Raw genomic sequence first — 12,881 nt, forward strand, 5'->3', positions numbered from 1 at the left:
AAATTGTACTGGTATATTTCTAAAAAAAACCTGAACTATCAATTCGACAGTTTAAAAACGACGATTCAGAAACCTTTAAAACCCAATGAATTTTATGAAAAACTCGCACCCGTTATTGCGAAAATTAAAGAAGGACATTTGAGGTTATATTCTTATGATAAACGATTGACTAAAAAGGAAATCAAAGATCTTAAAAATCAAAAAGGATTATTAAACCGGTATAATTTCGTGATCGATAACGACAGAATTTTTGTTAAAGATAATGCTTCCAAAATCCCAAATATGAATGTAGGAACAGAAATTTTAAAAATTAAAGATGTTCCTGTAAGCGATTTACTCGAAAAATACAGACCAATTGTAAACAGTGATGGCGACAATACGACTTTTCAAAAATATTCGATGGCGAGAAGATGGCCTTCTTTTTTTACGGCGGAATATGGAATTTTAGACAGTGTAAAAATTGATGCGAAGTATCAAAACGAAGTGAAAACCTTTTTCATTCATCGCGAAAAAATCACCAAAGAAGAAAAGAAAAAAACCGAGCAAGAAAATAAAAAACTCACCAAAAGCGAAACCGGAAAAACCAAAGATTATAATATTGTTACCAAAAGTTTCAACCGAGACTTACAATTCCCTACCAAAGATTCTACGATTGGTTACATGAAAATTAAAACTTTTTCAGGGACTTTTTCACGTAAATTTTACAAACAAAGTTTTGCAGTATTAAAAAAATCACCAGCCAAATACCTTATTATAGACGTTCGTGATAATCTTGGTGGTTCTTTATCCGAAATTAACAATCTATATTCTTACCTAAGTTCTGAAAAATTTAAATTCATTGATGATATTGAAGTAACTTCGCGTTCATCAATGTTTCATGCTAATTATTTCAACGATATTCCATCATTAATCAAACCATTTGCGGCAATGAGTTACCCACTTTATTTGGCCGGGACCGCTTTATCTGTAAAAAAAAAGAACGATAAATTTTATTTGAAAAACAATGGAATTTTCGCTCTAAAAAAGCCAAAGAAAAACCATTTCGATGGCAAAATTTATGTCATGATTAATGGGAGTAGCTTTTCGGCTTCATCTATTATTTCCTCAAAATTAAAAGGCGACAAAAGAGCATTTTTGGTAGGTGAAGAAACCGGTGGTGCCAATGACGGAACGGTTGCTGGAAGATATTCTACCGAAAAATTACCGCATTCGAAGCTGAAATTACCAATCGGCTTAATGCTTATTCAGCCGAATATAGAATTTACAGATACTAAAAAAGGCGTTCTTCCCGATTATGAAATCATTCCAAATCTACAGGAAATTTTACAGAAAAATGATATTCAATTAGAATGGATTATGGAGCAAATAAAAAATCAAGAAAAGACTGAGTAATTAACTTTCGGAAAGTTGTTTAACTGCATTGAGCGCTCTTGGAAAACTGTTACTAAAATAAGTAATATATTCGTCTTCAGTCCTTATTGTCACTATTAATTTTGTGCCTTGCTCAATCTCATATAAATCGTAATATTCGATAGCGTTTTCTGCGAATGTTTTTCCCTGTGAAATACCATCGAGTACTAATCCAAAATGCACAAAATGCATTGACTTAAAGGGAATTACTTTCTGCACCATTGCAAAAATCCCATGTAAGCCTGGTGACAAAAAACGAATATCATTACCTTCTTTAAGTTCTCCTTCATAATAGGAACCTGGAATAAAGATGGCAGTCCATTTGCGATAACTTTGATCATTCCAGAGAATATCCCATACTTTTTCTTTAGGAGCATTAATATCGATTGAAAATTCTAATTTTTTCATTACTGATTTTTATTTTTAAATTCTGGAATAAGATTTTAGAAATAATAAATGCGCTCTAAAACCCCTATAAATAAAAATTATTGCTTTCGCGAATAAAATTGCTAAAGATATTTGAGAACCTTATCAAAAATAAAACCAAAAAAAATCGAATTATTTCTAAACTTACAGTAACTAGTGAAAATTTAGGACGTGAAATTTTTCCTAAAACAAAAGAGGCCCTCAAATTGAGAGCCTCTTTTAAAATAATAGAAATCGATTAATTATAACGTTCAACGCCTAAAATTTCGATTTTCTTATCGCCATCTTCAAATGGCCAATTGATAATATCACCTACTTTATTTCCCACGATTGCTAAACCAATTGGTGATAAAATGGAATATTTTCCTTTTTTTATCTTTTCTCTATTTGTTTGTACAAATAAATATTTCTGTTCTTCATTGGTAGAAATATTTTTCACTCTTACTTCACAATTTACGGTGACTATACCTTCAGGTAATTCTTTTCTTAGAACCTGTTTGGCACCTTTTAATTGATCTAAAAGAATCTGTTCTTCCTGTTGAGATGTTCTTTTTCTCCTTAAATGGTCTTTAATTAAATCGTAAACTCCGGTGGTTAAAACTATATTTTCTGACATAATGCTTTATTTTAAAAATGAGTTGCGGAATACTTGAATAGGATTCAGAAAGGAAATGCAAGCACAAAAGTGGTGTTTGTATTTTTGTAAAAAAGTATTCGAAATTGATGAGTATTTAGTAAATGTAAACTACCCTGCCCCTGAATCTTGACAGGGTGAATTAGATGAACTCTTTAGAGTCTTTCAGAAAAATGTCATCATGCAAATAAGAAAAAACCAACCACTTTGCCTCAGAGAATAAATTCCCTGAAAAAAAATTGATAAGTGTTATTTTTGCATTCATAACTCACGAAGATAGGGCTAATAAACTACAATTCCAAAGCCTTAACCTTTGTTAACAACTTTAAATCACAATCCAACTTCAAAATATTTCTTTACAGATTTCATTTATCCTGATTAAAAACAATAATTTTGTTTAAAATTAAAAATATGTTTTCAAAATTAATTTTCAGTACACTGTTATTTTTCTCGGCATTTTTATTTGCTCAAAATTCGAAGTCAGAAAATACCGTTTTGATGGGCGGAAAACCAATTCACACCTATGCAAAATTACCGGCGGTGAATAAACAGGCACCAAAATTTTCTTTAGCGGGAGTCGATATGAAAGACCAAAACCTCGATTCTTACAAAGGGAAATACATGATTCTCAATATTTTTCCAAGTGTGGATACGGGCGTTTGTTCGGCTTCGGTGCGTCATTTTAATGAAGATGTGGCGAATCTTCCGAATGCGGTAGTTCTTTGTATTTCCAAAGATTTGCCTTTTGCGCAGAAAAGATTTTGTGGCGCAGAAGGAATTAAAAATGTGGTGATGCTCTCTGATTTTCGTTCAGATTTCGGGAAAACTTATGGCGTAGAAATCACAGATTCTGCGATGAAAGGACTTTTGAGCAGAGCAGTTGTGGTGATCGATCCTTCGGGAAAAATTATTTATGAAGAACAGGTGAGCGATATTTCCCACGAACCCAATTACGAAGCCGCAATGAAAGCGGTGAAAATGTAGGTTTTGATGTTTAATAATGTTAAAAAAACCTCCAACGATTATTAATTGTTGGAGGTTTTATATTATTATAAATCAATCTTTGGGTCTGATAATTTTTGATTTTGGAGGAGCTAATCTCTTTTTTGTGGTGATAACAATTGCTCCATTCTGTCCTTTAGAACCAAATAATGCCGTTGCTGAAAGACCTTTTAAAACTTCGATTTTCTCAATAGCGTTCGTATCTATTTTTTTAAACGTATAGTCATCAATCAGTTTACCATCTAAAATATAAAGTGGCGGATCATTTTCTTTAATAGATTGTACTCCACCGAGACGTATTATTACCGGCTTTTTTAAAGTATCATTTTTAATTACTGAATTGCTTGAAACTTCTCCTCTAATTTGTTTAGCGATAACGGTGTCTTTTTTTAGATCAAGTTGTTGAGCATTAATTTCAACAAAACCAACTGATGTTAATACAAAACCAACCGCAAATTTTGAAAAGAGCGAATTAATAAAAGAATGACTTAGATTTCTATTGAGCTGATTAGAATTAATATTTGCACAAATATTCGAATTATCATCCAGACTTTCAATAATTTCTAAATCAGATAGCTTTGAAAAATCCCTTACCGTTTTACTACAAATTTGGCAAAATCTACCTTTTTCATTGGGTGTCATCGAATCCCAATTTTCATGACAAGGTTTTGGAATAGTGAGTTTCATCTTTTGTAAATCTTGTTTAAAAGTAATAAAATTATTTGGAAATATTCTTTAAATTTTCTTCCGGGACTTGGAAATTTTGGAGGATACGGATAATCGTTATTTTCGTATCCTTTTTATGAAAAACCAAGGTGTTGTGTTTTGTAATCAATGCCTTCTGAAATTCAGTTTTTTGGAAGTCTTGATAAACTACTCTTCCAGAAATAATATTTTCTATAATCGCATCAAATTTATCCCGAAAATCAGCCAAAACAATTGCGTTCCATCTGTTTTCTATATATTCTTCAATTGAAATAATCTCAATTTCCGCCAAGTGCGTAATCTCAATTTCCATTGCCTCTTCTTTCCTTTAAGAAATCGTTGTAGGAAGAAGTTTTCCCTTCCAACATTTGTTTTTTTCCTTCCTTTACCAATTGTGCGGTTTCAAATTCATATTGTTCATAAGGATTAAGAACTCTTGCAATATCCAAAACTTCATTAGGAGTAAATCTTTTCTCCTTCAGTTTCTTAAAAAAAGTAGGTTTTTTAATCCCCGATTTCTCAATGATATACGACATTTTGAAAGGCGAATCTTTCAGAATCTGATCAATATTATTCTGAATTTCGATGTATTTTTCTATTTCTGCTATCATTTTATGGTTGTTTTTGGTATCAATATCTTATACAAATGTAAGAAAATTTTGATATTGAATGTAAATTACAAATAACATTTTTACTTTTTTTATGGGATTATGGGAAACCTTTTTTCTAATTGGTTGTGGTTGTTTATATTTGGAAATTAATACCACAAATTCATGAGTATAAACCTTAATGATATTCTCAAGTTGCAAGACATATCCAATGTTAAAATAAGATTTAATATAAACAATAGTCAAGAATTTGATCCAATAAAACATTTTAAAGAAGACAAAAATGCTTTATTTAAAGGAAATTTTCATAATTATAATAAAAAAGCATTTAAAGTAGGAAATTTAGTAATTGGCTTTGCAAGAATTTCAAAAGACAAATGGCTACTTTTTGATGTTAGTAAAATAACGAAAGATCTTAACATCTACAATAATGTAGGATATGAATACGAAACGGTTAAAGAATATCAAAAATATTTTGGCAGATTAATAATTGAATTTAAGAATATAGCTACCCAGTTAATTCGAAATGCAAACAGCGTAATTAATGATTGTAAAATACACCAATTATTGGAAGATACTTTTGATGATGATCTGTTCCCAGGATATGAAAATGTAAATATTACTTGGACAAATTTAAAAAGAGTAATTAACAAAAGTAGTTGGAAAACTGCTTTAGAAAACCAAAAAGGAGTGTATCTAATTACTGATAAAAAAAATGGAAAAATGTATGTTGGATCTGCTTATGGTAACGAAATGATATTTGGAAGGTGGCAAAATTATATTAAAAATGGACATGGAAACAATAAAGAACTAAAATCACTTCCATACGAATATATAAAAGAAAATTTTCAATTTTCAATATTAGAAATATACAAATCAACTATTGATGATAATCTAATTATAAAAAGGGAAATGTGGTGGCAAGAAACTCTTCAAACAAGAAATTTCGGGTATAATTATAAAAGAACTATTCCCGAACTTGCAGATTTGTAATTCCGTGCGGAAATAATAAAAATAATAAAACAAACTCTCATCAACAATATTCGGCAACGTCACTTTCAAATTCGGCTCCACTTCCATCGCTCGTTTGATGGCGAAAATTGCGCCTTCATTTCTTGCCCAACTTATTCGGGAAATACCACGCCGCAGAATTCCCCTCCTTTGGAGGGGTGGCAAAAATTCAAAGAATTTTTGACGGGGTGGTCAATACGTGCAATAAAAATCTTAATTTAATTTGAAATAAAAAACCAATGCCGGAAAAAAAAATACTCACCCAAATTGAGGGAATCATTATTTACCGGAATTTCGTTAAAAATCTTCCGTACAACCCGCATCTTATTCCTTTAACAAGACAAAAAAGAAAACTGGGCATTCTCTCAGAAGTCTTATTTTGGAAACAGGTAAGAAACAACAATTTTCATCAAATTGATTTTGACCGACAACGAATTATTGGAAATTACATCGTCGATTTTTATGTAAAAACTTTGGGTGTAGTCGTTGAAATTGATGGTACAAGTCATGATGACAAACAAGAGTATGATCTGAAAAGAACCACTTTTCTGGAAAATTTGGGTCTAAAAGTTTTTAGAATTACAGATTGGGATGTGAAGCACAATTTAACTGCCGCCATGAAAGATCTGGAACATTTTATTATTGATCATTACAGCAGCTAAATAAAAACTCTCCTCTTTCGGACCAAAGGGAGAAGACGGGGCGGTTTATTCAATAATATTTTCAATTACCTTCTTATAAACCACCCCGTCAAAAATTCTTACGAATTTTCGCCACCCCCTCCAAAGGAGGGGAATTTTTAAAACAAACTCTCATCCACCAAATTCGGCAAAGTAACTTTCAAGTTCGGCTCCACTTCCATCGCTCGTTTGATGGCGAAAATAGCGCCTTCATTTCTTGCCCAGCTTCTTCGGGAAATTCCGTTGTTCACGTCCCAGAAAAGCATCGATTTTAATCTTCTTTCGGCATCTTCGCTTCCATCGAGCAACATCCCGAAACCGCCATTAATCACTTCGCCCCAACCAACGCCGCCGCCATTGTGAATACTCACCCAAGTTGCGCCTCGGAAACTGTCGCCAATCACGTTCTGAATCGCCATATCTGCTGTAAATCTGGAACCATCATAAATATTGGAAGTCTCGCGATAGGGCGAATCCGTTCCCGAAACATCGTGATGATCGCGACCCAAAACAACCGCCCCGATTTCTCCGTTTTTTATCGCATTATTGAAGGCTTCCGCGATTTTCATTCGTCCTTCGGCATCGGCGTACAAAATTCTCGCTTGCGAACCTACGACCAAATTATTTTCCTGCGCACCTTTAATCCAAGTGATATTATCCTGCATTTGCTGTTGAATTTCAGACGGTGAATTTTTCTTCATTTCTTCTAAAACCTGACAAGCAATTTCGTCGGTTTTGGCTAAATCTTCGGGTTTTCCGCTGGTGCAAACCCAACGAAACGGCCCGAAACCATAATCGAAACACATCGGTCCCATAATATCCTGAACGTAACTCGGGTAACGGAAATCGATACCGTTTTCCGCCATAATGTCGGCGCCGGCTCTACCCGCTTCCAATAAAAAAGCATTTCCATAATCGAAGAAATACGTTCCTTTTTTGGTGTGTTTATTAATTGCGGAAGCGTGTCTTCGCAATGTTTCCTGAACTTTTTCTTTGAATAATTCAGGATTTCCAGCCATCATTTTATTGGATTCTTCAAACGAAATCCCGACCGGATAATAACCTCCCGCCCAAGGATTATGCAGCGAAGTTTGATCGGAACCAATATCTATTTTTAAATTTTCTTCATCGAATTTTTCCCAAACTTCCACGATATTTCCGAGGTAAGCCAAAGAAACGGTTTCTTTATTTTCCTTTGCTTTTCGAACTCTGGAAACCAATTCATCTAAATTTTCATGAATTTCGTCAATCCATTTTTGTTCGTGACGAATTTTGGTGATTTTAGGATTTACTTCCGCACAAACCGTGATGCAACCTGCAATATTTCCTGCTTTTGGTTGTGCGCCGCTCATTCCGCCCAAACCAGATGTTACAAATAATCCGCCTTTCGGATCTTTATTTATTTTTCTGAAAGCATTGAGAACCGTAATCGTAGTTCCGTGCACAATTCCCTGCGGACCGATGTACATATAACTTCCCGCCGTCATTTGTCCGTATTGCGAAACGCCCAAAGCATTAAATTTCTCCCAATCATCGGGTTTTGAATAATTCGGAATCATCATTCCGTTGGTTACGACCACTCTTGGAGCGTCTTTATGCGACGGAAAAAGTCCCATCGGATGACCGGAATACATCGTTAAAGTCTGTTCGTTGGTCATTTCCGACAAATATTTCATCGTCAAAAGATATTGCGCCCAATTTTGGAAAACCGCTCCGTTTCCACCGTAAGTAATGAGTTCGTGCGGATGTTGCGCAACCGCATAATCCAAATTATTTTGAATCATCAACATAATGGATTTCGCCTGTTCCGATTTTCCGGGATATTCCGCAATATCTCTTGCTTTCATCTCGTAATCCGGACGAAAACGATACATATAAATTCTTCCAAAATCTTCTAATTCTTTCTTAAATTCCGGCAGCAATTCTGCATGAAATTTCGGTTCGAAATAACGCAAAGCATTTTTCAGAGCGAGTTTTTTCTCTTCGTCAGAAAGAATTTCTTTCCGTTTCGGAGCGTGATTGATTTCGGTTTTGTATGGTTTTGATTGAGGAAGTTTGTTGGGAATTCCCTGTTGTATTTGTTGTTGGAAAGTCATTATTTTATTATTCAATAGTTAAATTTTCAAAACTTATTTCATTTGGTTTTATACTTTTATCATTTGGAAAAATTACATAATTATAAGTGAATTTATAATTCGTTATTTTTTCTAAACTATCTTTTTTTAATGTTAGCTTGTCATTTTTCAAATCGTAATTCCCTAAAAAATTATCCGATCCATGATTCCAAAACATTGATATTTTAAAAGTATTATTTTTATACAAAATCAATTTTCCTTTGCTATTATTAAGATTTGAAATAAGATATACTTCTTTATTTCCCATATAATAATTGGTAGAAAAGTGAATTATAAATATAAAAAACAATCCTAAAACAACTCGATTTGTTGTTTTAAAATTTCCTTTTTTCTTTTTTAAATTATAAAAATCTGCACTGTAAAGTATTGCTAAATTTATTAAAATCAATATTATTAAAAATGGGATAATAAAAATATCATAAACCATTGAAGAATAATCACCGTATTCTTTTGTTAAAAATAAAATCAAAATTGAAAATAAAACCAAAGTAAAATATTTTAAAATGTTTTGTAAGAACTTAACTTTCATAAAACTTATTTGCCTTTTAATTATTTTTTTTTGATTTTCTAAGCCTTATTAATTTAGGTATCATCGCATCTTATTGAAAGTAATTCTATACAAAGTTCAGCGTTTAAAATTCAAAGTTTTAAAGATATTCAAATTGAAAAATATAAAGCAAAAAAAATTCACCATTCACTCTACTTGGCTATCGGGAATACTTTATACTTGGCTCTTACTTTTTTCCTGACAAAGTTCTATTAAAATTCCGTTGGTGGATTTTGGATGTAGGAAAACGATGAGTTTATTATCAGCTCCATCTTTGGGTTCTTCAGAAATAAAAAGAAATCCCTCACCTTTTAATCGTTCAATTTCGGTATAAATATTTTCGACTCCAAAAGCAATATGGTGAATTCCTTCGCCTCGCTTATCGAGGAATTTTGCGATGGGACTTTCGGGATTAGTGGCTTCCAGCAGTTCAATTTTGCTTTCTCCTAATTCATAGAATGAAGTGGTAACGCCTTCCCTTTCTACAGATTCCTGTTTGTAGTTTTCTTTGCCTAATAATTTGGCGAATAATTCGTCTGAGTTTCCTAAAGATTTTACGGCAATACCGAGGTGTTCTATTTTCATGGATGATAAATCATAAATGACAGTTGATCATTGAAAAGTATTTCTAAATTTTCTAAAAAAAAATCTTCGAACTTCCCTTTTCTCACTCCCGTCTTATTTCAAACAAAAGTAGTAAATTTGCGCCATGAACGAAAGCAACAGACAAAGAAAAGTCGCCCAAATTATACAGGAAGATTTTGCAGAGTTTTTCCGCAAACAGGCTTCAGAGAGCAAACAATCCTTTTTAATCTCCGTTTCTGATGTGAAAGTAACGGCAGATTTAAGTATTGCGAAAATTTACTTAAGTATTTTCCCGCCAGAATTTCGTAAAGATATTATGAAAGAAATCCTTATTAATAAAGCCCAATACCGAAATTTTATCGGCCAGAAAATGGGAAAACAAGTTCGGATTATTCCTGAATTGAATTTTTATCTGGACACTACTTTGGATGACGTAGAAAAAATTGAAAAAGAATTAAGAGGCGAAGGCGATAATCCAATCCTTTAATCTGTTTTAAATCGTTATTTTCTTTTGAAAAACACCTCATTTTATATTGCTACCCGCTATCTTCTGGCAAAAAAAGGAAGTACTGCCGTCACTTTTATTACGTGGTTGGCTGCTTTGGCAATGTTGGTTGCGGTGGCAGCGATGTTTATTATCATCTCCGTTTTCTCAGGTTTAGAGGATATCAATCAGGATATGATTGCGAATTTGCACGCCGATATTACCGTTAAAAGTAATAAAGGAAAAGTGCTGCCAAATATCGACAAAGCAACAAAAATCATTGGTCAAAATAAGGGCATTGCCCATTTCTCGAAAGTAATTGAAGAGAAAGCTTATATTCGTTTTCGGGAAAATGGTGATATTGCAAATTTGCGTGGAGTAGATTCTGCCTATATTTTTGTAAACCCCATCAACCAAAATATTCTCTACGGTACATATCCGAGTTTTAAATATTCGAATGAGGTGTTGATGGAAAACAAACTCGATAACCGCCTCGCAATTCCCGTTGGTGAAGGAGCGGATTATGCCACGATTCTGATGCCGAAACCGGGGTCGGGAATGATCAGTAAGGAAGAAGATATTTTCACCAAAAGAGATATTTTCGTTTCGGGCGTTTTCCCAGGTAACGACCAACTCGACAATACGATTATTTCACCAATTGAACTCGCGCAGGAACTTCTGAACTTACCAAAAAACTCCGCTTATCAGATTGTGATTAAGTTGAAGGATGCAGACAAAGCGGATGAAGTTAAAGCTGAACTTTCAAAATTATTGGGAAGTGATTACGATTTGAAAACCAAGAAAGAGGAAAATGCAGCTTTCTGGAAAATGATTAATACCGAAAAACTGTTTATCTACTTAATTTTCGCTCTCGTAATTTTCATTACCACTTTTAATTTGGCAGGAGCTATTATTATTTTACAACTCGATAAAAAAGAGCAGGCAAAATCTCTCATTTCTTTAGGAATGAATTTCAAATCCCTGCGAAATATCTATTTCTATACGGGACTTTTAATTGTATTTTTTGGGATTATCTGCGGATTGATTTTAGGAACCATTATTTGTTATGTACAAATTAACACTGGTTTCTTCAAAGCTGGTTCTAATACCGACCTCCCTTTTCCTGTTCGAATCAATATCAGTAATTATTTTATTGTAAGTGCCACTGCCGGAGTCTTTGGAACCGTCGTTGCATGGCTTTTCTCAAAGGTCAATAAAAGACATTTTAAAGCGAATTAAATTTTGCGTTAGTATTTTAATTAACTTTACATCTTCTATAAAAAATTACGAACTAATACATTTAAGTGTTTTTAGTCCTTTAATAAAAGTATTTCGCCTTTTTTAAATTTTACTTAAAATTATTACATCATAATGAAAACACTATTTACTTTTTTACTTTCATTAGGAATGGCAATCACTTCGCTTGCGCAGATTCCTACTGGATATTACGATGGAACCAATGGATTAACAGGTTATGCGTTAAAAACAAAATTAAGCACCATCATTTCTAATGGTGCGAAAGACTTAGGATATGGAAGTGGCACTGGTGGTTTGTGGGAAACCTATTTTACTTCGGATCGTGATTATTACTATGAAAATAACGGAACCTTGCTCGATATGTACTCTGAAAGACCAAATGGCCCAGACGCTTATGAATATAAATTAGGACAAGTATCTGCAGGTGGAAACCAATGTGGCAACGGATTAAACCACGAAAACTCTTGCTATAACAGAGAGCATAGTTTACCAAAATCTTTTTTTGGTGGACAAACCGCTGTACCAATGGCGAATGATGCCCATTTTGTGATTCCCACTGATTATTATGTAAACAGCATGCGCGGGAATTTTCCGTACGGAGAAACCGGTACGCCAACCTGGACATCAACCAACGGAACCAAAATTGGAACCTCAAGTTTCCCAGGATATAACGGAACGATTTTCGAACCGATTGATGAATTTAAAGGAGATTTTGCCAGAATGCATCTCTATTTTATTACCCGGTATGAAGATCGGTTAATGAGTTTTGCGCAATATTATCCCGATTCTAATCCAATTGACGGATCTAGTGACAGAGGTTACAAGCAATGGTATATTAATTTACTATTAAAATGGGCGGCGCAAGATCCTGTTTCTCAAAAAGAGATTGATAGAAACAACGCAGTTTATGCAAGACAGAAAAATAGAAATCCTTTTATCGATCATCCGGAATGGGTGAATATGATTTGGACTTCTACCCTTTCTGCCACTGATATTGCTGCATTAAAAAAAACAATTTCAATTTACCCAAATCCTGTAAGAAACGGACAATTGCATCTTTCTGGTTATGGATTAAATGAGGTTTCTACCGTTCAGATTTATAGTATTGATGGAAGATTGATTCAAACCGTTGATCAAAATTTTAAAAACTCAAACACGATTATTCTGAAAAATCAAACCAAAGGCGTTTATATTTTGAAAACAAATCAACAGTCTACAAAATTTATTGTTGATTAATTTTTCTAAACTTGTCCTGTCCTAAATATTAAAAACCGATGTTTCCCATCGGTTTTTTTGTTGTTTTCCAATGAAGTATTTTGGAACTTTTGATAACTAAAATTTCTATTTTATTAAAAATAACATTTTTTTTCGCTCTAAAAAACCGAATAACACAATAC

15 protein-coding genes are annotated in these 12,881 nt (G+C 33.4%); 7 read left to right on the forward strand and 8 right to left on the reverse strand.

Translation table 11 applies throughout. The annotated features are described in order from the left end of the window. On the forward strand, positions 1 to 1,392 hold a 1,392-nt coding region (locus WBY99_RS08815; protein WP_423975961.1), incomplete at its 5' end, for a S41 family peptidase. On the opposite strand, the gene WBY99_RS08820 is transcribed toward WBY99_RS08815, so the two are convergent. Both WBY99_RS08820 and WBY99_RS08825 read right to left on the reverse strand, forming a co-directional pair. Beyond that, complete coding sequence (locus WBY99_RS08820) at positions 1,393 to 1,818, reverse strand: SRPBCC domain-containing protein (RefSeq protein ID WP_423975962.1); 426 nt, start codon at positions 1,816 to 1,818, stop codon at positions 1,393 to 1,395. It abuts the gene before it with no gap. A 256-nt stretch (positions 1,819 to 2,074) separates the two neighbouring features. Then, positions 2,075 to 2,452 carry a GreA/GreB family elongation factor gene (locus WBY99_RS08825; protein ID WP_423975963.1) on the reverse strand — a complete coding sequence of 126 codons (378 nt, stop codon included), beginning with the start codon at positions 2,450 to 2,452 and terminating at the stop codon, positions 2,075 to 2,077. 429 nt (positions 2,453 to 2,881) lie between these two features. Between WBY99_RS08825 and tpx the strand changes: the two genes are divergently transcribed. Then, positions 2,882 to 3,454 (forward strand): thiol peroxidase, encoded by a 573-nt coding sequence (tpx, locus tag WBY99_RS08830; protein WP_423975964.1) that lies wholly within the window; start codon positions 2,882 to 2,884, stop codon positions 3,452 to 3,454. A gap of 72 nt (positions 3,455 to 3,526) precedes the next feature. Here the strand turns inward: tpx and WBY99_RS08835 are convergent, their stop codons facing one another. The 3 genes from WBY99_RS08835 to WBY99_RS08845 are packed head-to-tail and all read right to left on the reverse strand — an operon-like array spanning position 3,527 to position 4,788. Next, complete coding sequence (locus WBY99_RS08835) at positions 3,527 to 4,159, reverse strand: TonB-dependent receptor plug domain-containing protein (protein WP_423975965.1); 633 nt, start codon at positions 4,157 to 4,159, stop codon at positions 3,527 to 3,529. A gap of 31 nt (positions 4,160 to 4,190) precedes the next feature. Further along, a complete protein-coding gene (locus WBY99_RS08840; RefSeq protein ID WP_423975966.1) occupies positions 4,191 to 4,490 on the reverse strand; it encodes a hypothetical protein in 300 nt (99 codons plus the stop codon). Then, the gene (locus WBY99_RS08845; RefSeq protein ID WP_423975967.1) at positions 4,480 to 4,788 is read right to left on the reverse strand and encodes a hypothetical protein; all 309 of its coding nucleotides are present in this window, start codon (positions 4,786 to 4,788) and stop codon (positions 4,480 to 4,482) included. The genes WBY99_RS08840 and WBY99_RS08845 overlap by 11 nt, the downstream gene beginning before the upstream one ends. 162 nt (positions 4,789 to 4,950) lie before the next feature. On the opposite strand from WBY99_RS08845, the gene WBY99_RS08850 reads away from it, so the two are divergent. Both WBY99_RS08850 and WBY99_RS08855 read left to right on the forward strand, forming a co-directional pair. After that, entirely contained in the window at positions 4,951 to 5,778 is an 828-nt protein-coding gene (locus WBY99_RS08850; protein WP_423975968.1) for a GIY-YIG nuclease family protein, read from the forward strand. A gap of 257 nt (positions 5,779 to 6,035) precedes the next feature. Next, positions 6,036 to 6,458 (forward strand): endonuclease domain-containing protein, encoded by a 423-nt coding sequence (locus WBY99_RS08855; RefSeq protein WP_423975969.1) that lies wholly within the window; start codon positions 6,036 to 6,038, stop codon positions 6,456 to 6,458. A gap of 137 nt (positions 6,459 to 6,595) precedes the next feature. Here WBY99_RS08855 and WBY99_RS08860 read toward each other — a convergent pair whose 3' ends face one another. The 3 genes from WBY99_RS08860 to mce all read right to left on the reverse strand — a co-directional run bounded on the left by WBY99_RS08860 (position 6,596) and on the right by mce (position 9,743). Next, positions 6,596 to 8,572 carry a urocanate hydratase gene (locus tag WBY99_RS08860; protein WP_423975975.1) on the reverse strand — a complete coding sequence of 659 codons (1,977 nt, stop codon included), beginning with the start codon at positions 8,570 to 8,572 and terminating at the stop codon, positions 6,596 to 6,598. 7 nt (positions 8,573 to 8,579) lie between these two features. Next, positions 8,580 to 9,098 carry a hypothetical protein gene (locus tag WBY99_RS08865; protein ID WP_423975970.1) on the reverse strand — a complete coding sequence of 173 codons (519 nt, stop codon included), beginning with the start codon at positions 9,096 to 9,098 and terminating at the stop codon, positions 8,580 to 8,582. Positions 9,099 to 9,332: 234 nt separating this feature from the next. Continuing rightward, the gene (gene mce, locus WBY99_RS08870) at positions 9,333 to 9,743 is read right to left on the reverse strand and encodes a methylmalonyl-CoA epimerase (protein WP_423975971.1); all 411 of its coding nucleotides are present in this window, start codon (positions 9,741 to 9,743) and stop codon (positions 9,333 to 9,335) included. Between the two features lie 124 nt (positions 9,744 to 9,867). On the opposite strand from mce, the gene rbfA reads away from it, so the two are divergent. From rbfA to WBY99_RS08885, 3 genes are all read left to right on the forward strand, one after another. Then, on the forward strand, positions 9,868 to 10,230 hold the full coding sequence (rbfA, locus tag WBY99_RS08875) for a 30S ribosome-binding factor RbfA (RefSeq protein WP_423975972.1): 363 nt from the start codon (positions 9,868 to 9,870) through the stop codon (positions 10,228 to 10,230). A gap of 24 nt (positions 10,231 to 10,254) precedes the next feature. Further along, positions 10,255 to 11,466 (forward strand): ABC transporter permease, encoded by a 1,212-nt coding sequence (locus tag WBY99_RS08880; RefSeq protein ID WP_423975973.1) that lies wholly within the window; start codon positions 10,255 to 10,257, stop codon positions 11,464 to 11,466. 132 nt (positions 11,467 to 11,598) lie between these two features. Continuing rightward, positions 11,599 to 12,720 (forward strand): endonuclease, encoded by a 1,122-nt coding sequence (locus WBY99_RS08885; RefSeq protein WP_423975974.1) that lies wholly within the window; start codon positions 11,599 to 11,601, stop codon positions 12,718 to 12,720. Positions 12,721 to 12,881: the final 161 nt, after the last annotated feature.

This window comes from Kaistella sp. (genome assembly GCF_049588135.1).
In the GTDB taxonomy this organism is placed as follows: domain Bacteria; phylum Bacteroidota; class Bacteroidia; order Flavobacteriales; family Weeksellaceae; genus Kaistella.

Bases quoted from the DNA above. Each gene is read 5' to 3' on its own strand.
- WBY99_RS08850 (WP_423975968.1), top strand. From the start codon at position 4,951: ATGAGTATAAACCTTAATGATATTCTCAAGTTGCAAGACATATCCAAT.
- WBY99_RS08855 (WP_423975969.1), top strand. From the start codon at position 6,036: ATGCCGGAAAAAAAAATACTCACCCAAATTGAGGGAATCATTATTTAC.
- WBY99_RS08820 (WP_423975962.1), bottom strand. From the start codon at position 1,818: ATGAAAAAATTAGAATTTTCAATCGATATTAATGCTCCTAAAGAAAAA.
- WBY99_RS08860 (WP_423975975.1), bottom strand. From the start codon at position 8,572: ATGACTTTCCAACAACAAATACAACAGGGAATTCCCAACAAACTTCCT.
- WBY99_RS08845 (WP_423975967.1), bottom strand. From the start codon at position 4,788: ATGATAGCAGAAATAGAAAAATACATCGAAATTCAGAATAATATTGAT.
- WBY99_RS08885 (WP_423975974.1), top strand. From the start codon at position 11,599: ATGAAAACACTATTTACTTTTTTACTTTCATTAGGAATGGCAATCACT.
- tpx (WP_423975964.1), top strand. From the start codon at position 2,882: ATGTTTTCAAAATTAATTTTCAGTACACTGTTATTTTTCTCGGCATTT.
- mce (WP_423975971.1), bottom strand. From the start codon at position 9,743: ATGAAAATAGAACACCTCGGTATTGCCGTAAAATCTTTAGGAAACTCA.
- WBY99_RS08825 (WP_423975963.1), bottom strand. From the start codon at position 2,452: ATGTCAGAAAATATAGTTTTAACCACCGGAGTTTACGATTTAATTAAA.
- rbfA (WP_423975972.1), top strand. From the start codon at position 9,868: ATGAACGAAAGCAACAGACAAAGAAAAGTCGCCCAAATTATACAGGAA.
- WBY99_RS08835 (WP_423975965.1), bottom strand. From the start codon at position 4,159: ATGAAACTCACTATTCCAAAACCTTGTCATGAAAATTGGGATTCGATG.
- WBY99_RS08840 (WP_423975966.1), bottom strand. From the start codon at position 4,490: ATGGAAATTGAGATTACGCACTTGGCGGAAATTGAGATTATTTCAATT.